The organism is Pseudomonas sp. CCI4.2, assembly GCF_034350045.1.
Lineage (GTDB): Bacteria > Pseudomonadota > Gammaproteobacteria > Pseudomonadales > Pseudomonadaceae > Aquipseudomonas.
In genome coordinates, this window is sequence record NZ_CP133781.1 from 1573354 (window position 1) to 1592344 (window position 18991).

The following is an 18991-nucleotide window of genomic DNA, read 5'->3' on the forward strand; positions in this document are numbered from 1 at the left end:
CCTGATCCGCTTATCGCGCAGTGCGAACTTCAAACGGTCGGGTCAGGTTTATATGGTTATTTGGCAGGCTGTTCAGTGGCTGCCGGAATGTCCGAAGCCGCCAGCGCCGCGCTGGCTCTCGTCAAATTCTTCCACCAGCTCGAAGTGTGCCTGGACGACCGGCACCAACACTAACTGCGCAAGACGCTCGCCGACGGACATCTTGAAAGCGGTTTGGCCGCGATTCCAGCAGGAAACCATGAGTTCACCTTGGTAATCGGAGTCGATCAAACCGACCAGATTGCCCAGCACAATGCCGTGTTTATGACCCAGGCCCGAGCGCGGCAAAATTAGCGCTGCCAAGCCAGGATCGCCAATGTAGATCGACAGGCCGGTGGGGATCAGTAACGTCTGGCCCGGTTCGATGACGGTATCTTCCTTCAGCATGGCGCGTAGATCGAGACCAGCGGAACCCGTGGTGGCGTAGGCCGGAAGAGGGAATTCGCTGCCAATGCGAGGGTCAAGGATTTTGGCTTGTAAGGCGTGCATACGTGATTAAACCTGGTTCAGACGGTCGGCAATGAAGGTGATCAGCTGGCGGGCAATTTTGCCCTTGCTGGTCTGGGCAAAAACAGTTTCGTGCAGCGCTCGGTCAATGACGCTGCAAGCATTTTCTTCGCTGTTGAAACCGATGCTGGGGTTGGCAACATCGTTGGCGACGATCAGATCAAGGTTTTTGTCCTTGAGCTTGCGAGCGGCATAGTCGAGCAAGTGTTCGGTTTCGGCAGCAAAGCCGACACTGAAAGGTCGGTCCGGGCGGCCAGCAATGGTGGCGAGAATGTCTGGGTTGCGGACCATCTGCAACAGCAGCCCGTCACCATTGGTGGGGTCTTTCTTGAGTTTGTGTGGGGCAACGACTTCCGGCCGGTAATCCGCCACGGCGGCAGAGGCGATGAACAGGTCGCAGGGGATTGCCGCTTCGCAGGCCGCGAGCATGTCACGAGCGCTGACAACGTCAATTCGGGTGACACGGTCCGGCGTCTGCAGGTTCACCGGGCCGGTAATCAGCGTCACGCGGGCGCCGGCTTCCACGGCCGCTTCGGCCAAGGCGAAACCCATCTTCCCTGAGCTGTGGTTGGTGATGTAACGCACCGGGTCGATGTTTTCCTGGGTTGGGCCGGCCGTGATCAACACGTGTTTGCCGGTCAACGATTCGCGCCGAAAACATTCTGCGGCACACAGTGCGAGGTCGTTGGCTTCGAGCATCCGGCCAAAACCGACGTCACCGCAGGCTTGGCTGCCCGAGGCAGGTCCGAACATGCGCATGCCACGCTCTTCCAGCAACCGGGTGTTGGCCTGGGTGGCCGGGTCGCGCCACATCGCCTGATTCATCGCCGGTGCCAACGCCACCGGGGCGTCGGTGGCTAGCACGACGGTGGTCAACAAGTCGTTGGCCAGGCCTTGGGCCAGGCGCGCAATCAAGTCCGCCGTTGCGGGGGCGATCAGCACTAAGTCAGCCCATTTCGCCAGTTCGATATGACCCATTGCGGCCTCAGCGGCCGGGTCGAGCAAGTCCATGTGCACGGGATTACCGGACAAAGCCTGCATAGTCAGAGGGGTGATGAACTCACTGCCGCCGCGGGTCATGACAACACGCACTTCCGCGCCCTGATCGAGTAACCGACGGACTAGCTCTGCGCTCTTGTAGGCAGCAATGCCGCCGCCGACGCCTAGAACAATGCGTTTCCGATACAGCCGTTGCATAGGCCTGCCTTTTTAGTCGAGTGATCGCAACGGCAATGACGCCTCCCCAGGCCAGGTCACCGCGCAAAAAAAGATGGGCTAAGATAGCACAGCGACCGCACCGGAACAGCGGGGCCCACACACATGGAGGTGCTATGAGTATTCGAGATTGGCCTGTGGCTGAACGCCCACGGGAGAAGCTGCTTGAACAGGGTTCGGCGAGTCTTTCTGATGCCGAACTGTTGGCGATATTTTTACGCACCGGCGTGACCGGAAAAAGCGCTGTGGACCTTGCCCGACACTTGTTGAAGCAATTCGGGAGCTTGAGAGCGTTACTGGAAGCGGACCTTAAAACCTTCAGCCAGGAGCTGGGATTGGGGCCCGCCAAGTTCGCGCAGTTACAAGCGGTGATAGAAATGTCTCGCAGGCACATGGCTGAGCGCTTGAAGCGCGACCCAAGCCTGCACAATCCTGGTGAGGTGCGCGAATACCTCAAGGCCATGCTCAGGCACGAGCCGCACGAAGTGTTCGGGTGTCTGTTTCTCGACGCCAAGCACCGGGTTCTGGCCTTTGAGGTGCTGTTTCACGGCTCTATTCGCTGTGCTGAGGTGCATCCGCGACAGGTGGTCAAACGCTCTTTGGCGAACAACGCGGCGGCGGTCATTTTGTGTCACAACCATCCGTCAGGTATCACTGATCCGAGCCCAGCAGATCAAAACCTGACGGTTCTTTTGAAAGACGCGCTGAGCTTGATCGACGTTCAAGTGCTGGATCATTTCATCATCGGCGACGGTGACCCTCTGTCCATGGCGGAAGCCGGCTTGATGTGATCGGCGTAGGCCGCGCTGGCCTGGCGCGGCGCGGCCTGGGCATCACAACGGTCTAGTAAATTACTTCAACGTGACGTGGGAAAAATCTTGGCGTCCGAACGGACTGACCTGATAGCCCTGTACGTTTTTTCGCGTTAGCGCCGCCGCGGTTGGGTGTGCCAACGGCAGCCAAAGTGCTTGTTGCTGGATTTGCGCCTGCGCTTGCTCATACAGCGCGCTGCGTTTTGCCTGGTCGCTGCCCGCTTTGCCGTCGCTGATCAGCGTGTCCAGAGTCTTATCGCAATAGCGGGCAAAATTGGTCCCGGATGTCACAGCTGCGCATGAAAATTGCGGGCTCAGGAAGTTGTCCGGATCGCCGTTATCGCCTGCCCACCCCATAAACAGCAGGTCATGCTCGCCGGCCTTGGCGCGACGAATCAGTTCGCCCCACTCAATCACTTTAATCTCGGCAGTGATTCCGACTTTGGCCAAGTCATCTTGTAACAATTGTGCGCCGAGACTCGGGTTCGGGTTCAACAAGCTGCCCGAAGGCCGCGTCCAGATCGTGGTTTTGAAACCGTCCTTGAGTCCAACTTTAGCCAGCAGCTCGCGAGCCTTGGCAGGGTCGTAGGCGTAACCGGGCAAGTCTTTGGCGTAACTCCAGGTGTTAGGGGGGTAAATACCGTTGGCGGCTTTGGCGGTGCCTTGGAACACGGCTTTAAGGTATGTCTCTTTGTCGAACGCCAAATTGATTGCCTGACGGACTTCCGGTTTATCCAGCGGCGGGTGTTGGGTGTTGATGGCCACGAAAGCGGTCATGAACGCCGCGTTCTCCTCCACGTTCAACTTGGGGTCGGTCCGGGCGGCTTGAATATCAAGTGGCTTGGGCGATAGAGCGATCTGGCATTCGTTCTGGCGAATTTTCTGCAGGCGAACGTTGGCATCCGGGGTAATCGCGAAGACCAGTGCGTCAACGCCGGGCTTGCCGCCAAAGTAGTCCGGGTTAGCGGCATATCGCACCACAGCGTCTCGCTGGAAGCGCTTGAAGACGAAAGGACCGGTACCGATGGGCTCGCTGTTGAGTTTTTCCGGCGTGCCCGCCTTGAGCAGTTGTGCGGTGTACTCGGCGGAGTAGATCGAAGCAAAGCCCATGCTCAGTGTTGCCAGAAACGTTGAGTCCGAGTGGTCGAGGGTAAAGCGCACCGTATGTGCGTCAGGCGCGTCGATGCGCTTGATCAACGCTGGCAGTTGCATCGATTGGGCGTGAGGAAAGCCGCTTTGAGCGATTTTGTGCCATGGGTTAGTTGGATCAAGCATGCGTTGAAAGCTGAACAGTACGTCGTCGGCCGTCAGCTCGCGGGTCGGATTGAAATAATCGGTGTGGTGAAATTTAACGCCGGAGCGTAATTTGAATGTGTACGTCAGGCCGTCAGCGGAGATGTTCCACTGTTCGGCCAAGCTGGGTACCACCTTGCCGTTTTGTGCGTCGAACTCTACCAGGCGGTTCATCAGCACATCGGCTGACGCGTTGGTGGTGGTCAGCGAGTTGTATTGCACCACGTCAAAGCCTTCAGGGCTGGCTTCAGTGCAAACGCTAAGCAGCGTCTCAGCTTGAGCCCATAAAGGGCACAGCAAAGGGGCAAGTAGAAGGGGTAAGGCAGCAAGGCGCATGGCTATATTCCTGTCAGAAAAGGCCCCATCTGCAGGCGCAGTCTGGTGAGGGACTTACCCTAGACTATGCGTCGACGCAGGACAATCCGTCTAGGTCGACGAGCGGTAGATTTCCTGCAATGGCCTGTACCGACTACGTTTTCAGCCAGCAAACAGGCAGGACGGAAAAGGTATTTCGCATGTGTTGTTGTTGCATCGCAGGGTTTCTGATATAAAGCAGCGCTCTTTTCTAGGGGCCCGGTTCCTTCGTTTGTAGGTGTAGCCGGTAAGACCCCTAAAGAAACGCGGCGCCTGGCGCCAACTGAGAGATTAAGCGGCCAACCCATGCCGGGTTGGGCATGTGGTTTTAGAGGGCTGAGGCATGTCGAGAGTATGTCAAGTTACCGGTAAGGGTCCGGTAACTGGGAATAACATTTCCCACGCAAACAACAAAACCCGTCGTCGTTTCCTGCCGAACCTGCAGCATCACCGCTTCTGGGTCGAGTCCGAGAATCGTTTCGTGCGTCTGCGCGTATCTGCCAAAGGCATGCGTATCATCGACAAGCGTGGCATTGATGTCATTCTTCTCGAAATCCGCGCCAATGGCGCTAAGGTCTAAGGGAGAAAGTCATGCGTGAATTGATCCGTTTGGTGTCGAGCGCTAACACAGGCCACTTCTACACCACCGATAAGAACAAGCGCACTACTCCGGATAAAATCGAAATCAAAAAATTCGATCCGGTAGCTCGCAAGCACGTGATCTACAAAGAAGCCAAAATCAAGTAATTGGTTTTTACTTCTTTACGAAGAAGCCCGCCTGAGAAGGCGGGCTTTTTTGTGCCTGAATTTCGAGGTTATGTTGAATAAAATGAACAACAGGCTGCCGTTTACCCCCAAGTGTCAAATATATTGGAAATACTCCGCTGACTTGGTTTAGGGTGGCAACTGCCTTGGCTGACGCCATCCGTATTCAAAATACAACAGGAGGACACTCGAATGACCACCCTGACTCGTGCTGACTGGGAACAACGCGCTCGCGATTTGAAGATCGAAGGCCGCGCCTACATCAATGGCGAATACACCGCCGCCGTTTCCAGCGCTACTTTCGAATGCATCAGCCCGGTCGATGGCCGCCTCCTGGCACACGTCGCCAGCTGTGACGCCGCAGATGCCCAGCGTGCCGTTGACAGCGCCCGTGCAACGTTCAATTCCGGTGTGTGGTCGCGACTGGCGCCAGTCAAGCGCAAAGTGGCAATGATCCGCTTTGCCGCCCTGTTGAATGAGCACGTTGAGGAGCTGGCGTTGCTTGAAACCCTCGACATGGGCAAGCCGATCAATGACGCGTTGACCATCGATATCCCCGCCGCCGCTCAGGCGCTGAGCTGGAGCGGTGAAGCGATCGATAAGATTTATGACGAAGTCGCCGCGACGCCCCACGATCAATTGGGTCTGGTGACGCGCGAGCCGATTGGTGTCGTCGCGGCCATCGTGCCGTGGAACTTCCCGTTGTTGATGGCCTGTTGGAAACTCGGCCCGGCGCTGTCCAGTGGTAACTCGGTGATTCTCAAGCCCTCGGAAAAATCCCCACTGACCGCCATTCGCGTCGCTCAACTGGCGGTTGAAGCCGGTATCCCAGCGGGCGTGCTCAACGTAGTGCCCGGTTATGGCCACACGGTGGGCAAAGCGTTGGCGCTGCACATGGACGTCGACACGTTGGTGTTCACCGGTTCCACACGCACCGCCAAGCAACTGCTGATCTATTCGGGCGAGTCGAATATGAAGCGCGTATGGCTGGAAGCGGGCGGTAAAAGCCCCAATATCGTCTTTGCCGACGCGCCGGACTTGAGAGCCGCAGCCGAGTCAGCGGCTGGCGCCATCGCGTTCAATCAGGGCGAAGTCTGCACCGCCGGTTCGCGCCTACTGGTGGAGCGTTCGATCAAGGACCAGTTTCTGCCGTTGGTGATCGAAGCACTGAAAGCCTGGAAACCGGGTAATCCGCTGGACCCGGAAACCACCGTCGGGGCGTTAGTCGATACGCAGCAGATGAATACCGTGCTGTCGTACATCGAGTCCGGGCATGCCGATGGCGCCAAGCTGGTCGCGGGCGGCAAGCGTATTTTGCAGGAAACTGGCGGCACTTACGTCGAGCCGACCATTTTTGACGGCGTGAGCAACGCGATGAAAATCGCTCAGGAAGAAATTTTCGGTCCGGTGCTGTCGGTGATTGCCTTCGACACCGTTGAAGAGGCCATCCAGATTGCCAACGACACGCCGTATGGCCTGGCTGCCGGGGTCTGGACCTCCAACCTGTCGAAAGCTCACCTGACCGCCAAGGCACTGCGAGCCGGCAGTGTGTGGGTCAATCAATACGATGGCGGCGACATGACGGCGCCGTTTGGTGGCTTCAAACAGTCGGGCAATGGCCGGGATAAATCCCTGCATGCGTTCGACAAGTACACCGAATTGAAAGCGACCTGGATCAAGTTGTAATCCTCCAAACCGAGTCGGTTTCTTCGCGGATGAATTCGCTCCCACGGTTGAACTCGCTTTAACCGTGGGAGCGAATTGCTTCGCGAAAAGACCTTACGGATCTATGAAAATGCGTTGGGGTACTTATTTCGCTGTGCTGGCTTCGGTCCTCAGCGTCGGGTTAGCACTGGGCGTCAGCATGCCGCTGGTGTCCATGCGCCTGGAAAGCTGGGGCTACGGTTCGTTCGCCATCGGCGTTATGGCCGCGATGCCCGCCATCGGTGTGCTGGCGGGCGCCAGTGTCGCCAGCCGCCTCGCTGCGCATGTCGGCACGCCGTTGCTGATGCGCTTGTGTTTGTGGGGCGGGGCGCTCTCTATTGGGTTGCTCGCGTTACTGCCGAGCTACGCGGTCTGGGTCGTGTTGCGGCTATTGATCGGCGTCATCCTGACCATCGTTTTTATTCTGGGCGAAAGCTGGATCAACCAACTGGTGGTCGAGCGTTGGCGCGGTCGGCTGGTAGCGCTGTATGGCAGCACTTACGCCCTGAGCCAGCTGGCTGGGCCATTGCTGCTGGGCGTGATGGGCACCGAGGCCGATTATGGCTTTTGGGTCGGTGCCGCGTTATTGGTCATCTCCCCGCTGTTGCTGCTGGGACGAACCGGCGCACCCAGCACCGAGGCGTGCAGCGTTACCTTTAATGACCTGTTCGGTTTCTGCCGAGGGCTGCCAGCGATTGCCTGGGCGATTGCGTTGTTTGCCGCGTTCGAAGCGATGATCCTGACCCTGCTGCCGATCTATTGCTTGCAACAGGGCTTTACTGCGGAAATCTCATTGTTCATGGTCAGCACCGTGGTGGTCGGCGATGCCCTGTTGCAACTGCCGATCGGTGCGTTGGCCGACCGCATCTCTCGGCGCACGCTATTTTCCGGTTGTGCGTTACTGTTGATGGTATCGAGCCTGGCAATCCCGTTGCTGCTCGACACGGTATTGATATGGCCGGTGTGGGTGTTGTTCGGTGCCAGCGCTGGCGGGCTGTTTACCCTGTCGCTGATATTGATTGGCGAACGCTATCGCGATGACGCGTTGGTCCGCGCCAATGCCCACGTGGCTCAGTTGTGGGGCGTGGGTTGCTTGTTGGGGCCCTTGGCGGCGGGCGCGGGCAGCCAATGGGTCAGCGGGCATGCTTTGCCGCTGTTGATGGCTGCCGGTGCATTCGGTCTGGTGATTGTGTCCCTGCGCCGTGGCGCGTTCGGCTTACAGCCGGTGATGGCTTAGCGACCCGCCTTCACGCGGTCTCGCTTAGCAGATGCGTGATGGCAGCACCCACCGTTCGCACGGCGGCTTCAATCTCGGCCGTTGGCTTCGATGCGTAGTTCATTCGCAGACAGTTCCGGTATTTGCCCGCCGCCGAGAAAATACTGCCGCCCGCCACTTGAACGCCTTGCCCCAGCAACGCGCGGTTCAGGCGCAAGGTGTCGAAATCTTCCGGCAGCTCGACCCACAGCATAAAACCACCTTGGGGCCGACTGACCCGTGTGCCCTGTGGGAAGTAGCGCATGACCCAGTCAGTCATCTGGTCGCGGCCACGCTGATATTGCCCCCGCATCCGCCGTAAGTGCGGTTCGTAATGCCCGTCCTTGAGAAATTCGGCGATGGCCAACTGAGGTTGGGTGGCGGTGCAACCGGTGCTGATGTACTTCATGTGCAGCACTTGTTCCAAATAACGACCGGGTGCGACCCAGCCAATCCGCACGCCAGGCGCAAGGGTCTTGGAAAACGAACTGCACAGCAGGACGCGGCCGTCTTCGTCGAAAGACTTTATCGTGCGCGGACGGGGGTAGGTGTAGGCCAGGTCGCCATACACGTCGTCTTCAATGATTGCCACGTCATAGCGCTGGGCCAGGGTCAGCAACGCTTTTTTATTCGCCTCGGGCATGATGTAGCCCAGCGGGTTGTTGCAGTTGGGAGTTAGCTGAATGGCTTTGATTGGCCACTGTTCCAAGGCCAACTCCAACGCCTCAAGGCTGATGCCTGTGATTGGGTCGGTGGGAATTTCCAGTGCCTTTAAGCCGAAGCCCTTGAGCATTTGCATCACCCCGTGAAAGCTAGGCGAATCCACCGCGACGATATCACCAGTCTGGCAAATGGCGCGCAGGCTGGTGGACAGCGCTTCGCTACAGCCGGTCGTGATGACTAACTCGTTGGTCGTGAGCTGGCAGCCAGAATCCAGCATCAGTCGCGCCACTTGCTCACGTAGGCTTTGGGTGCCGTAGATCGTGTCGTAATACAAACTCGCCATGTCTTGGCGTCGGCTGATGGTGGCCAAGGAGCGCAGCAAGGGTTTTAGCGTTGGGCTGGTGATGTCTGGCATCCCTCGGCCCAGCTGGATCACGTCTTTATTCGGTACGACGCGAATCAACTCCAGGACTTGATCCCACTGAGAGATTTCCACCGGACGCTGCGCGGGCCGTCCCACTGCGGGCAAGGCCGGCGCCGTTCGTCCCGCCGGAACGAAATAACCCGATTTAGGCTTCGGCGAGGCCAAGCCGTTGTCCTCCAACACGCGATACGCCTGTTGCACAGTGCTGAGGCTCACCCCGTGTTCCACGCTCAAAGCGCGGACTGAGGGCAGTCGGTCGCCGGGACGATAAAAGCCGTTTTCAATGCGGGAGCCGAGCAGTTCAGCAAGGTTTACATAGAGCGTCATGGCGGACTCCCAGCGGCTATTTTTCAAATCGACCGATACAGATGAGGCCAAAATACAGCATTCAGTGGAATATTCGTACTGTGTGTATGGAAAAAATACTGCATTTTTGGATCTGTAATGGTTCCTGCTGCCGCGCCATCATGAAGCCACATGCAAAAGGTGATGGAGGCGTTGGAAATGAACGGGATGAGCGATGTACGGCTAATGCTGCGCGGTCAGGAGTTGCAGGCAGTGCAGGGGCCTTTTATCAAGATGCGCTGCGCGCCAGCGTCCAGCCGCTGGGGCGTTTTCCGCCATCGTTGGGTCACACGCAAAGTGCTGCTGGAGTTGGACGCCGACCAACTTCGAGACGTCGGCATCTCGTGGGAGCAGGCGCGTGCCGAAGGACTGAAGCCGTTCTGGCGGGACTGAGGAATGTTTAGCGCCGTTCTTTCAAGCGGTGCCAGAGCATGCCCAGCGCCAATAGGGGAGAGCGCAACCTTTTCCCTCCCGGAAAGGTCATGTGCGGCACCTGGGTGAACAGTTCAAATCCACTGCTGTGCTGGCCGCTGATGGCTTCTGCCAGAAGCCGTCCGGCCAGATGGGTGGCGTTCAGGCCATGGCCGGAATAGGCCTGGGCGTAATACACATTCGGATGGCTATCGAGTCGACCGATCTGTGGCAGCCGGTTGGCGCCGATGCCGATCATGCCGCCCCATTGGTAGTCGATTTTAACGTCGGCCAGTTGCGGGAAAACCTGCAACATCTTGGGCCGCATGTAGGCCGCAATGTCTTTTGGGTCGCGCCCCGAATAATGACAGGCGCCTCCGAACAGCAGGCGTCGGTCAGCCGAGAGCCGGTAATAATCGACCGTCACCCGCTGGTCGCAGAGCGCCATGTTTTGCGGCAACAGTTCGTGGGCCTGTGCTGCGCTTAATGGCTCAGTTGCGATGATGTAGCTGCCCGCCGCCAAGACTTTGCCGCTTAGCTGCGGGTTCAAATCATTCAGATACGCGTTGCAGCCCAGCACCAGGGTATCGGCGCGCACCGATCCATGTGCGGTGTGGACGCAGAGCTGTGGCCCATAGTCGATTCGGGTCACTGCTGAGTGTTCAAAGAGCTGAACGCCCAATTCCCGCGCAACCTGTGCTTCGCCCAGCGCCAAATTCAACGGATGTAAGTGGCCCGAACCCATGTCGATTAGTCCGCCAACATAGCGATCCGAGCCCACCACGCTGTGCATCTCGTTGGCTTGCAGCACCCGCAGTTCGTGGCGATAACCGAGGCCGCGTAACGACTCGGCGTCCTCGATCAAGTGAGCTAAATCTCGGGGTTTGTTGGCCAGATCGCAGTAGCCCCAGGTCAGGTCGCAGTCGATGTGGTGCCGTTCCACTCGCTGGCGCACGATTTCTACCGCTTCCAGGCCCATGAGTTTCAACTGGCGAACACCCTCGCTGCCGAGAGTGGGCGTAAATTGCTCCAGTCCATGGCCCACGCCGCGAATCAGTTGCCCGCCATTGCGCCCACTGGCACCCCAACCAATCTTGCGCGCCTCCAGTAACACCACGCTCAGACCGCGTTCTGCCAGTTCAATCGCGGTATTGAGCCCGGTAAAACCACCGCCGACCACGCACACATCAGCCTTCAGCTCGCCCTTTAGCATCGGATGATCCCGTTGCGGATGGCTGCTGGCGGCGTAGTAAGAAGCGGTGTGTTGGTCGGTGATAGTTGGCTGCTGAACGCGGGCGTTCATGTTGTTTTTCCTGTTTTTGGTGTTTGGAAAACTTTACGCAGCATAGACGTCGACGCGGACCACCGGCAAGGTTCGGCTCGGTGGCGCTGTCCGATACGGCACAAGTGAGGCAAAATCCCAGCTGATCCTTCTTTCGGTAATCGCTTCGATGAGCTGCAACAGCCAGAAAATCCGCTTTCTTCGGCAGCAGATCCCGTCATTCGAGTGCGTGCCCGGTTGCCACGATTGCTGTGGGCCTGTCACGACTTCAACTGAAGAAATGTCCCGCTTGCCACGCAAGACGGCGGCCGAGCAAGAGGCCGCGATGGATGAGCTGGATTGCGTACACCTGGGGCCTAATGGCTGCACAGTGTATGAAGAGCGTCCGCTGATCTGCCGTCTGTTCGGCACCACCCCGACCCTGCCCTGCCCCAATGGCCGTCGCCCAGTGGAAATGATTCACCCCAAGGTTGAGAAGCAGATTCACGAATACATGGCGACTACTCGACAAGTGTTGGTGTGAGCTCTCGCGCTCCTACAGTTATCCCGTATTTCCCCGCCTACTCAGGTATCGGCAAATTCAGGCTCTCTTTCACTTCTTCCATCACGATGTAGCTCTTGGATTCGCGCACGTGCGGGAGCTTGAGCAGGATGTCGCCGAGTAATTTTCGGTAGGACGCCATCTCTGAAATCCGCGCTTTGACCAGGTAATCGAAGTCGCCGGACACCAAATGGCATTCCAGTACGTGGGGCAGTTTCAAGACGGCGCGGCGAAACTCCTCGAAGGTGTCGCCCGACTTGTAATCCAGGCTGATTTCAACGAAAACCAGCAGGCTGGCCTTGAGGTTTTGTGGGTTGAGCCGGGCGTTGTAGCCCATGATGATCCCTTCGCGCTCAAGCCTGCGCACCCGCTCAGTGCAGGGCGTGGTCGACAATCCGACGCGCTCCCCCAGCTCGGTAAATGAAATCCGGCCGTCCGCTTGAAGGATGCGCAAGATGTTGCGATCAATCTTGTCCAACTCACGTTTGGACTGATGCTGGGTCCGCATGGGTTACCCCTCGCTAGTAAAGCCGTTATTGCCGAGAATTACCGCCGAATATAGGCGTTTATATAGTGAAATGCACTGCCCGCTGCTTTTTATACTGGGCATATCTTTGCTCTTAAGCACAAACGTCAGCGGATATCCGCGATTGAGGGATTTACTATGCGAGTTCTGGTCCTTGGCAGCGGCGTGATCGGTACGACAACGGCCTACTATCTGGCGCGGGCCGGGTTTCAGGTGACTGTTGTCGACCGCCAGCCTGCCGCTGCCATGGAAACCAGCTTCGCGAATGCGGGCCAAGTGTCGCCAGGTTACGCCTCACCATGGGCTGCGCCGGGCGTGCCGCTCAAGGCCATCAAATGGTTGCTTCAGCGCCATTCGCCGCTGGCGATCAAGGCCACCGGGGACATCGATCAATACCTGTGGATGGCGCAGATGCTGCGCAACTGCACGGCCAGTCGCTATGCGGTGAATAAAGAGCGCATGGTGCGCTTGTCCGAATACAGCCGCGATTGCCTCGACGAACTGCGCATCGAAACCGGTATTGCCTACGAAGGCCGCAGCCTGGGCACGACCCAATTGTTCCGCACCCAGGCGCAACTCGATAACGCCGCCAAGGACATCGCCGTTCTGGAACAGTCTGGCGTGCCGTACGAATTGCTCGACCGCGCCGGCATCGCCCGGGTTGAACCCGCGTTGGCAGGCGTCACCAACATCCTCGCCGGCGCATTGCGCCTGCCCAATGATCAGACTGGTGACTGCCAGTTGTTTACCACTCGCCTCGCGGAAATGGCGGTCAAGTTAGGCGTTGAGTTCCGTTTCGATCAGAACATCGAACGGCTGGATTTCGCCGGCGACCGAATCAATGGCGTGTGGATCGACGGCAAGCTGGAAACCGCTGACCGCTACGTGCTGGCGCTGGGCAGTTATTCGCCGCAGTTGCTCAAGCCGTTGGGCATCCGCGCCCCGGTGTATCCGCTCAAGGGTTACTCGCTGACCGTGCCGATCACCAACCCGGCCATGGCGCCGACCTCGACTATTCTCGACGAGACCTACAAGGTCGCGATCACCCGTTTCGACAACCGTATTCGGGTGGGCGGCATGGCGGAAATCGCGGGTTTCGACCTGTCGCTTAACCCGCGTCGGCGCGAAACGCTGGAGATGATCGTCGGCGACCTTTATCCTCAGGGCGGTGATTTGGCAGCGGCTGATTTTTGGACCGGTCTGCGCCCGACCACGCCGGACGGCACACCGATTGTAGGTGCCACGCCGTTCCGTAACCTGTTCCTCAATACCGGCCACGGCACACTTGGTTGGACCATGGCGTGTGGCTCGGGTCGTTTGTTAGCCGATTTGATCGCGCTCAAAACACCTCAGATCAGCGCCGAAGGCCTTGATATTTCTCGCTACGGTAAAACCCAGGAGATCGTAAAACATGGCAATCCTGCGCCAGCTCACCAATGACCGCATGAGTCAGATCGTCGTCCACAACAGCACCGTGTATTTGTCCGGGCAAGTGGCTGACAACATGGCCGGCGGAATCGAGCAGCAAACCCGCGAAACCTTGGCCAACATCGAGCGTTTGCTGGATTTGGCCGGCACTGATACCTCGCGGATTCTCTCAGTGACCATTTACCTGAAAGACATCGATGCGGATTTTGCCGGGATGAATAGCGTGTGGGACAAGTGGCTGCCAAAAGGCGTCGCACCCACCCGCGCCACCGTTGAGTCGAAGCTGTGCGAGCCTGAGATTCTGGTTGAATTATCGGTAGTCGCTGCGCTGCCGTAACGATCCCCCGCCATCCTGTAGGAGCGAATTCATTCGCGAAGGGGTCGGTACATCTAACACATGGTTGTCTGACCCAACGCATTCGCGAATGAATTCGCTCCAACGGACCTTATTCCTTTAACTTCAGAATCCCGCCGCCATGCGTCCTGCCCGCGCTTTAATCGATCTGCAAGCCCTGCGTCAAAACTATCAGTTGGCACGTGAGTCCACAGGCGCCAAGGCGCTTGCGGTGATCAAGGCCGATGCTTATGGGCACGGCGCGGTGCGTTGCGCGCAGGCCCTGGAAGGTGACGCCGATGGCTTTGCCGTGGCCTGCATCGAAGAGGCGCTGGAGCTACGCGAGGCGGGAATCCGGGCACCGATTTTGCTGCTTGAAGGATTCTTCGAAGCCAGCGAATTGCCCCTTATCGTCGAGCATGATCTCTGGTGCGTGGTGCATTCACTGTGGCAGCTCGAGGCCATTGAGCAGGCCAGCCTAAGCAAACCGCTCACCGCCTGGCTCAAACTGGATTCGGGCATGCACCGAGTCGGCTTGCGCCCTGACGACTACAAAGCCGGCTACCAGCGTTTGTTGAGCAGTGGGAAAGTGGCGAACGTCGTCTTGATGACTCACTTCGCCCGTGCCGACGAACTGGATTGCTTGCGCAGCGACGAACAAGTGGCCGTGTTCAAAGCGGCCACCCAAGGGATCGTGGCGCCGATCAGTTTGCGTAACTCACCAGCGGTTCTGGGTTGGCCGACCATCCCAAGCGATTGGGTGCGCCCCGGCATTCTGCTCTACGGCGCCACGCCATTCGACCAGTCGAACAGCCTGGCCGCACGCCTGAAGCCGGTGATGACGCTGGAATCAAAAGTCATTTGTGTACGTGAATTGCCTGCGGGCGAACCGATTGGCTATGGCGGTGGTTTCGTCACCGATCGGTCCATGCGCATCGGCGTCGTCGCCATGGGTTACGCGGATGGTTATCCACGTCAGGCGCCCACCGGCACGCCAGTTTTTATCGACGGGCAATTGAGCCGATTGCTGGGCCGTGTGTCCATGGACATGCTGTGCGTTGATTTGACCGATTTGCCACACGCTGGGCTTGGCAGCCAAGTTGAATTGTGGGGCAAAAACGTTCTTGCCAGCGACGTTGCCGCTCACGCCGGGACCATCCCCTATCAGATTTTTTGCAACCTACGCCGGGTCCCAAGGCTCTATTCCGGGAACTGACCGCCAAGGCTGCGTCGGCGCTGATTACCTTCAGATTATTCCCCGATAAGCGGCGAGTGCTTTTACGAGCAGGTTAGGGGTCGAAGTGTTGTAAATACTGAACGCTATCGCCATCATAACGTTCATTTCGACCGCACCTGATCAATAGGAGGACTCCCGTATTGGACGTCGGTGAACGACTGCAATCCATTCGCAAGCTCAAAGGTCTGTCCCAACGTGAACTCGCCAAGCGAGCGGGCGTGACCAACAGCACCATCTCCATGATCGAGAAAAACAGCGTCAGCCCTTCGATTAGTTCTTTGAGAAAGGTGCTGGGCGGTATACCGATGTCCATGGTCGAGTTCTTTTCGGAAGAGTTGGAGCAAGAAAACCCGACGCAGGTGGTTTACAAAGCCAGCGAACTGATCGACATTTCGGACGGCGCGGTGACCATGAAACTGGTCGGGAAGGCGCACCCAAGTCGGGCGATCGCTTTTCTCAGCGAGATCTATCCTCCAGGTGCTGACACCGGGGTTGAAATGCTCGTTCATGAAGGCGAAGAAACCGGAATCATGCTCGAAGGTCGTTTGGAATTGGTGGTCGGTGCCGAGACGTTCATTCTTGAAGCGGGCGACAGCTATTATTTCGAAAGCACCAAGCCCCACCGCTTTCGTAACCCGTTCGACGAGCCGGCGCGACTAATCAGCGCAGCGACGCCAGCGAATTTTTGAATTAAATTACGCGCTTCAACCAGAGACGCGCTGTTCGGAAGAAGCATAGAGCGTCCATCAAGGCCTGATATTCGGTAATCACCCCTGCGACTATAGGGTTGTTTCGCAGTGGCGGCCTAACCGTTATACTTTCGTCCGCCCGCCAGACCGTGGCCGCGGGCGTGACTAGTCACCATGAGGGTGTAAGCGTGAATTTAATTAACAAAATGCTGGCAGTACCTGCTGTCGTCTTGGCCCTTTGGGCCGTTGGCGCTCAGGCGACGACCAATACCAATGACGATATTGCCAAGCGTCTGGAGCCAGTAGGCCAAGTCTGCATACAAGGCAAAGAATGCGCAGGCATGGAGGTTGCGGCCTCCGCTGCCGGTGGAGGCGGTGCGAAATCGCCGGATGACATCATCGCTGGCCACTGCAACGCGTGCCACGGCACCGGCCTGCTGGGTTCGCCGAAAATCGGTGACGCCGCAGACTGGGGCAAGCGCGCCAAAGAGCAGGGCGGTCTTGATGGCCTGCTGGCAAAAGCGATCACCGGTATCAACGCAATGCCGCCAAAAGGCACCTGCGCCGATTGCTCCGATGCAGAGCTTAAAGGCGCCATTTCGAAAATGTCTGGTCTGAAGTAATTTGGTCAGGTTCGGATAGTAGGAAGCCGACGTCATGTCGGCTTTTTATTTAGAGCGAAGGCGGTAGCTTTTTACTCGTCATCCGAAAGTAGGCGTTCCAAGTATCGGCCATCAGAATTTATAACAGCCTTATAAATGCTGTACGATTCCATCTCGCAAGCATTAGCAGGCTCTAGGACGCCATTGTGCAGGTGTCGCAGGTCACAGCTAGGGATTGACATGATAATTGGAGAATGGGTCGCAATTATAAACTGAGAACCTTGTTTTGCTAGCTCAGCAATCCTAATGACAAAGCTAAGTTGGCGAATTGGGTGTAGAGAAGCTTCCGGCTCGTCTAAAATATAGATGCCGTCCGGTTTAAATCGATTTTGGTAGAGTGCTTCCATTGCCTCGCCATGAGACATAGAGTGAAGATCTTTTCCTCCATAATAAGTTTTAATCTCAGGATCAAAGCTTCCCTCGCTGTCTAAGCGTCTAATCTCGGTGTTTAAATTATAAAAAGTCTCAGCTCGATAAAAGAAGATGTCTTTCTCCTTTCTGTAACCTTTGGAAATAATGATATTATTATGTAAGTCTGAGTGAGTAGCCTCTGTGCTGAAAGAGAAATTTTTCCCACCTCCCTCGGGGTTACATCCTAGTTTTACAGCAATCGATTCAAGCAAAGTAGACTTGCCAGCTCCATTGTCTCCGACAATTACTGTTATTGCATTGTCGAAATTAATTGGAAAAATATAGTGTATAGACTTATTAAGTAACACTCCAGCCTTGAGTCGTATTTCTTTAATAATTGTAGCGTTCATATTCTTCTCTTGAAAATCCTATTTATTGAAACTTTTGTTCCAACTATAGATAACGCTGCTTGGATGGAGCTGTTGGCGCCGAGAGCAAACATGCCAACGTAGCCTAGATAATACAGCATCTCAGCTCCAAGCATTCCAGGTGATAAAGTTGCTATCAGAAATAATGATGCAGCAATCATAGCAGATACGATAATTTCTGGCGTACCGCTAAGTAAAATACAAAGCCGCTCATATAAGTAGCGTGTGTTTATAGATCTCCTCAAATTGTACTCAGTGCTTTTAGCTCTAAAGTTGAAACGATGAGCATTGTTGAAAGAGGCTTTTTTCAGACGAATAATCGAGGCTTTGTATTTTTGCTCTTGGTCAATTTCCAAAGTGTACGCTTGACCAACGCATTTGGTAAAACGAGTAACATGAAGATATGAAAGACCGAACAGTATCATTAATGGGGCCGCCATAAAATAATTATCGAAAGTTAAAACAATAAAAGTAACCAGAGTCAAGCAGCCAGAAGCAGTTAGCTCCAAAATCTGTATAACGCTTGCTGCGACCCTTTCAGAGTCCTCTTTTATCAAAGTGATAAGTTCGCCCTCCTTATTTGATTTCGCTTGTGCGTAAATATGTTCTATCAGAGAAAGTCGTATTCGAGCTTCAATCAAATGATTTAGTATTGTGCAGGCGCATTGTAATATGCTTTTGCCACTAAATATGAATATCAGTACGAATATAGTGTAAACGTTTTTTTGGGATGCTGTTATCTCCCTGATGCCATTGCTAATGACATAGGGTATAGCAATTTGTAAAGCAGCACTGGTTATCGATATGGCAATACTAGTAACTATAAGAAAGCCGTGTTTTTCAATTACGGTCTTAATGGAATGTGGTTTTGCCATGTAATGAAACCATCCTTGATCGTCTATAAATTGCTTCCGCGCTCGAAAAATAAATTCCTAGCAGGAAACCCAAAGGATTTAATATGCGCTCTATATACATCGCGGATGCGATCAACGCGCCTAATGTTATCGCATTTGACTGCAATAATTGATCTCCTATATATAGCAAGAGTGACATGCCGATAAGAAATGAAAAGCCGGTAGCTGCCTCAAGTGTTGAAATTTTCAGCTGGGTTTTGCAAAGTATCATCAAAGTGTCTTTCTTTAATTCGTCAAACACGTCAAATGAGGGGCCGCTTTTCATCTGCGATGCAGAAATAATATTACTGATGAGAACAGTGTTTTGCTCAACATATCTGCCGTAGGTTTTTTCTATTACTGTCCTGCTTGTTATATAAACTAATGACGAAAAAATAATTGCTGCTATTGGGGCTATCAAAAGCGAAAAGTGGTAGTTATATATCGCTATCAGAGAGAGGCAAATTGCTGCGAGACTTACGCTGATATCAAAATATATATTGTGATATAGGTAAATGGAACCGTCCACGTCATTATCGACAAACTCAATTATGTCGCCTTCAGGTAACGAACCTCTGTTGTGTTGTATCAGTATCTGAACAGATTTCTGTTTAAGTTTCAGCCTAGTAGCGGCGTTCGACTTAGCTAACTGAATTTTTGTGTAGAGTTTTATGCATGGAGATAATATGAAGCTGATACATGCAGCTGAAATATGCCAAATATGCAGTTCATGGTGCTCTTGATAGTGATCGATAGTGGCGCCCAAAAAAAAGGGGCGCAAAGGTTCACGCATGCCGTCGCAGCCCCAAGAGCTATAAAGCCAAAGTTAGGTA

The 18991-nt window shown here is 55.5% G+C and carries 21 protein-coding genes; 12 read left to right on the top strand and 9 right to left on the bottom strand.

The window, feature by feature from the left end:
- Window positions 1–72 precede the first annotated feature (72 nt).
- Both dut and coaBC read right to left on the bottom strand, forming a co-directional pair.
- Window positions 73–528 carry a dUTP diphosphatase gene (gene dut / locus RHM65_RS06950; protein WP_299833822.1) on the bottom strand — a complete coding sequence of 152 codons (456 nt, stop codon included), beginning with the start codon at window positions 526–528 and terminating at the stop codon, window positions 73–75.
- Window positions 529–534: 6 nt separating this feature from the next.
- The gene (gene coaBC / locus RHM65_RS06955) at window positions 535–1743 is read right to left on the bottom strand and encodes a bifunctional phosphopantothenoylcysteine decarboxylase/phosphopantothenate--cysteine ligase CoaBC (RefSeq protein WP_322184559.1); all 1209 of its coding nucleotides are present in this window, start codon (window positions 1741–1743) and stop codon (window positions 535–537) included.
- A 134-nt stretch (window positions 1744–1877) separates the two neighbouring features.
- Between coaBC and radC the strand changes: the two genes are divergently transcribed.
- Window positions 1878–2552, top strand: coding sequence for a RadC family protein (gene radC, locus RHM65_RS06960; protein ID WP_322184560.1), 675 nt, complete (start codon window positions 1878–1880; stop codon window positions 2550–2552).
- Window positions 2553–2612: 60 nt separating this feature from the next.
- On the opposite strand, the gene RHM65_RS06965 is transcribed toward radC, so the two are convergent.
- Window positions 2613–4202: an ABC transporter substrate-binding protein gene (locus tag RHM65_RS06965; protein ID WP_322184561.1), complete on the bottom strand. Its 1590-nt coding sequence runs from the start codon at window positions 4200–4202 to the stop codon at window positions 2613–2615.
- A gap of 361 nt (window positions 4203–4563) precedes the next feature.
- Between RHM65_RS06965 and rpmB the strand changes: the two genes are divergently transcribed.
- The 4 genes from rpmB to RHM65_RS06985 all read left to right on the top strand — a co-directional run bounded on the left by rpmB (window position 4564) and on the right by RHM65_RS06985 (window position 7926).
- Window positions 4564–4800 (top strand): 50S ribosomal protein L28, encoded by a 237-nt coding sequence (gene rpmB, locus RHM65_RS06970; RefSeq protein WP_219063049.1) that lies wholly within the window; start codon window positions 4564–4566, stop codon window positions 4798–4800.
- 11 nt (window positions 4801–4811) lie between these two features.
- Window positions 4812–4967 (top strand): 50S ribosomal protein L33, encoded by a 156-nt coding sequence (gene rpmG, locus RHM65_RS06975; RefSeq protein WP_219063048.1) that lies wholly within the window; start codon window positions 4812–4814, stop codon window positions 4965–4967.
- A 210-nt stretch (window positions 4968–5177) separates the two neighbouring features.
- Window positions 5178–6671 carry an aldehyde dehydrogenase gene (locus tag RHM65_RS06980; RefSeq protein WP_322166655.1) on the top strand — a complete coding sequence of 498 codons (1494 nt, stop codon included), beginning with the start codon at window positions 5178–5180 and terminating at the stop codon, window positions 6669–6671.
- A 109-nt stretch (window positions 6672–6780) separates the two neighbouring features.
- Complete coding sequence (locus RHM65_RS06985; protein ID WP_322184562.1) at window positions 6781–7926, top strand: MFS transporter; 1146 nt, start codon at window positions 6781–6783, stop codon at window positions 7924–7926.
- Window positions 7927–7936: 10 nt separating this feature from the next.
- Here RHM65_RS06985 and RHM65_RS06990 read toward each other — a convergent pair whose 3' ends face one another.
- Complete coding sequence (locus RHM65_RS06990; RefSeq protein WP_322166653.1) at window positions 7937–9358, bottom strand: PLP-dependent aminotransferase family protein; 1422 nt, start codon at window positions 9356–9358, stop codon at window positions 7937–7939.
- Window positions 9359–9535: 177 nt separating this feature from the next.
- On the opposite strand from RHM65_RS06990, the gene RHM65_RS06995 reads away from it, so the two are divergent.
- Window positions 9536–9769: a DUF1127 domain-containing protein gene (locus RHM65_RS06995; RefSeq protein WP_322185273.1), complete on the top strand. Its 234-nt coding sequence runs from the start codon at window positions 9536–9538 to the stop codon at window positions 9767–9769.
- 7 nt (window positions 9770–9776) lie between these two features.
- On the opposite strand, the gene RHM65_RS07000 is transcribed toward RHM65_RS06995, so the two are convergent.
- Window positions 9777–11090, bottom strand: coding sequence for an FAD-binding oxidoreductase (locus tag RHM65_RS07000; RefSeq protein WP_322184563.1), 1314 nt, complete (start codon window positions 11088–11090; stop codon window positions 9777–9779).
- 148 nt (window positions 11091–11238) lie between these two features.
- On the opposite strand from RHM65_RS07000, the gene RHM65_RS07005 reads away from it, so the two are divergent.
- The gene (locus RHM65_RS07005; protein WP_322166651.1) at window positions 11239–11592 is read left to right on the top strand and encodes a YkgJ family cysteine cluster protein; all 354 of its coding nucleotides are present in this window, start codon (window positions 11239–11241) and stop codon (window positions 11590–11592) included.
- A 37-nt stretch (window positions 11593–11629) separates the two neighbouring features.
- Here RHM65_RS07005 and dadR read toward each other — a convergent pair whose 3' ends face one another.
- Window positions 11630–12118 (bottom strand): transcriptional regulator DadR, encoded by a 489-nt coding sequence (gene dadR, locus RHM65_RS07010; protein ID WP_322184564.1) that lies wholly within the window; start codon window positions 12116–12118, stop codon window positions 11630–11632.
- Between the two features lie 156 nt (window positions 12119–12274).
- Between dadR and dadA the strand changes: the two genes are divergently transcribed.
- From dadA to RHM65_RS07035, 5 genes are all read left to right on the top strand, one after another.
- Window positions 12275–13576 carry a D-amino acid dehydrogenase gene (gene dadA / locus RHM65_RS07015; RefSeq protein ID WP_322166649.1) on the top strand — a complete coding sequence of 434 codons (1302 nt, stop codon included), beginning with the start codon at window positions 12275–12277 and terminating at the stop codon, window positions 13574–13576.
- Window positions 13548–13901 carry a RidA family protein gene (locus RHM65_RS07020; protein ID WP_322166648.1) on the top strand — a complete coding sequence of 118 codons (354 nt, stop codon included), beginning with the start codon at window positions 13548–13550 and terminating at the stop codon, window positions 13899–13901. The genes dadA and RHM65_RS07020 overlap by 29 nt, the downstream gene beginning before the upstream one ends.
- Window positions 13902–14040: 139 nt before the next feature.
- A complete protein-coding gene (gene alr, locus RHM65_RS07025; protein ID WP_322184565.1) occupies window positions 14041–15114 on the top strand; it encodes an alanine racemase in 1074 nt (357 codons plus the stop codon).
- Between the two features lie 161 nt (window positions 15115–15275).
- Window positions 15276–15824, top strand: a complete 549-nt coding sequence (locus tag RHM65_RS07030) for a cupin domain-containing protein (protein WP_322166646.1) — start codon at window positions 15276–15278, stop codon at window positions 15822–15824.
- 188 nt (window positions 15825–16012) lie between these two features.
- Window positions 16013–16447 carry a c-type cytochrome gene (locus RHM65_RS07035; protein ID WP_322166645.1) on the top strand — a complete coding sequence of 145 codons (435 nt, stop codon included), beginning with the start codon at window positions 16013–16015 and terminating at the stop codon, window positions 16445–16447.
- A 71-nt stretch (window positions 16448–16518) separates the two neighbouring features.
- Here RHM65_RS07035 and RHM65_RS07040 read toward each other — a convergent pair whose 3' ends face one another.
- Genes RHM65_RS07040 through RHM65_RS07050 form a run of 3 tightly spaced genes read right to left on the bottom strand, consistent with a single transcriptional unit; the run spans window position 16519 to window position 18951 of the window.
- Window positions 16519–17247: an AAA family ATPase gene (locus RHM65_RS07040; protein WP_322184566.1), complete on the bottom strand. Its 729-nt coding sequence runs from the start codon at window positions 17245–17247 to the stop codon at window positions 16519–16521.
- Window positions 17244–18140, bottom strand: coding sequence for a hypothetical protein (locus RHM65_RS07045; protein ID WP_322184567.1), 897 nt, complete (start codon window positions 18138–18140; stop codon window positions 17244–17246). The genes RHM65_RS07040 and RHM65_RS07045 overlap by 4 nt, the downstream gene beginning before the upstream one ends.
- Entirely contained in the window at window positions 18118–18951 is an 834-nt protein-coding gene (locus RHM65_RS07050; RefSeq protein ID WP_322184568.1) for a hypothetical protein, read from the bottom strand. The genes RHM65_RS07045 and RHM65_RS07050 overlap by 23 nt, the downstream gene beginning before the upstream one ends.
- Window positions 18952–18991 lie beyond the last annotated feature (40 nt).

Bases quoted from the DNA above. Each gene is read 5' to 3' on its own strand.
- dut (WP_299833822.1), bottom strand. From the start codon at position 528: ATGCACGCCTTACAAGCCAAAATCCTTGACCCTCGCATTGGCAGCGAA.
- coaBC (WP_322184559.1), bottom strand. From the start codon at position 1,743: ATGCAACGGCTGTATCGGAAACGCATTGTTCTAGGCGTCGGCGGCGGC.
- radC (WP_322184560.1), top strand. From the start codon at position 1,878: ATGAGTATTCGAGATTGGCCTGTGGCTGAACGCCCACGGGAGAAGCTG.
- RHM65_RS06965 (WP_322184561.1), bottom strand. From the start codon at position 4,202: ATGCGCCTTGCTGCCTTACCCCTTCTACTTGCCCCTTTGCTGTGCCCT.
- rpmB (WP_219063049.1), top strand. From the start codon at position 4,564: ATGTCGAGAGTATGTCAAGTTACCGGTAAGGGTCCGGTAACTGGGAAT.
- rpmG (WP_219063048.1), top strand. From the start codon at position 4,812: ATGCGTGAATTGATCCGTTTGGTGTCGAGCGCTAACACAGGCCACTTC.
- RHM65_RS06980 (WP_322166655.1), top strand. From the start codon at position 5,178: ATGACCACCCTGACTCGTGCTGACTGGGAACAACGCGCTCGCGATTTG.
- RHM65_RS06985 (WP_322184562.1), top strand. From the start codon at position 6,781: ATGCGTTGGGGTACTTATTTCGCTGTGCTGGCTTCGGTCCTCAGCGTC.
- RHM65_RS06990 (WP_322166653.1), bottom strand. From the start codon at position 9,358: ATGACGCTCTATGTAAACCTTGCTGAACTGCTCGGCTCCCGCATTGAA.
- RHM65_RS06995 (WP_322185273.1), top strand. From the start codon at position 9,536: ATGAACGGGATGAGCGATGTACGGCTAATGCTGCGCGGTCAGGAGTTG.
- RHM65_RS07000 (WP_322184563.1), bottom strand. From the start codon at position 11,090: ATGAACGCCCGCGTTCAGCAGCCAACTATCACCGACCAACACACCGCT.
- RHM65_RS07005 (WP_322166651.1), top strand. From the start codon at position 11,239: ATGAGCTGCAACAGCCAGAAAATCCGCTTTCTTCGGCAGCAGATCCCG.
- dadR (WP_322184564.1), bottom strand. From the start codon at position 12,118: ATGCGGACCCAGCATCAGTCCAAACGTGAGTTGGACAAGATTGATCGC.
- dadA (WP_322166649.1), top strand. From the start codon at position 12,275: ATGCGAGTTCTGGTCCTTGGCAGCGGCGTGATCGGTACGACAACGGCC.
- RHM65_RS07020 (WP_322166648.1), top strand. From the start codon at position 13,548: ATGGCAATCCTGCGCCAGCTCACCAATGACCGCATGAGTCAGATCGTC.
- alr (WP_322184565.1), top strand. From the start codon at position 14,041: ATGCGTCCTGCCCGCGCTTTAATCGATCTGCAAGCCCTGCGTCAAAAC.
- RHM65_RS07040 (WP_322184566.1), bottom strand. From the start codon at position 17,247: ATGAACGCTACAATTATTAAAGAAATACGACTCAAGGCTGGAGTGTTA.
- RHM65_RS07045 (WP_322184567.1), bottom strand. From the start codon at position 18,140: ATGGCAAAACCACATTCCATTAAGACCGTAATTGAAAAACACGGCTTT.
- RHM65_RS07050 (WP_322184568.1), bottom strand. From the start codon at position 18,951: ATGCGTGAACCTTTGCGCCCCTTTTTTTTGGGCGCCACTATCGATCAC.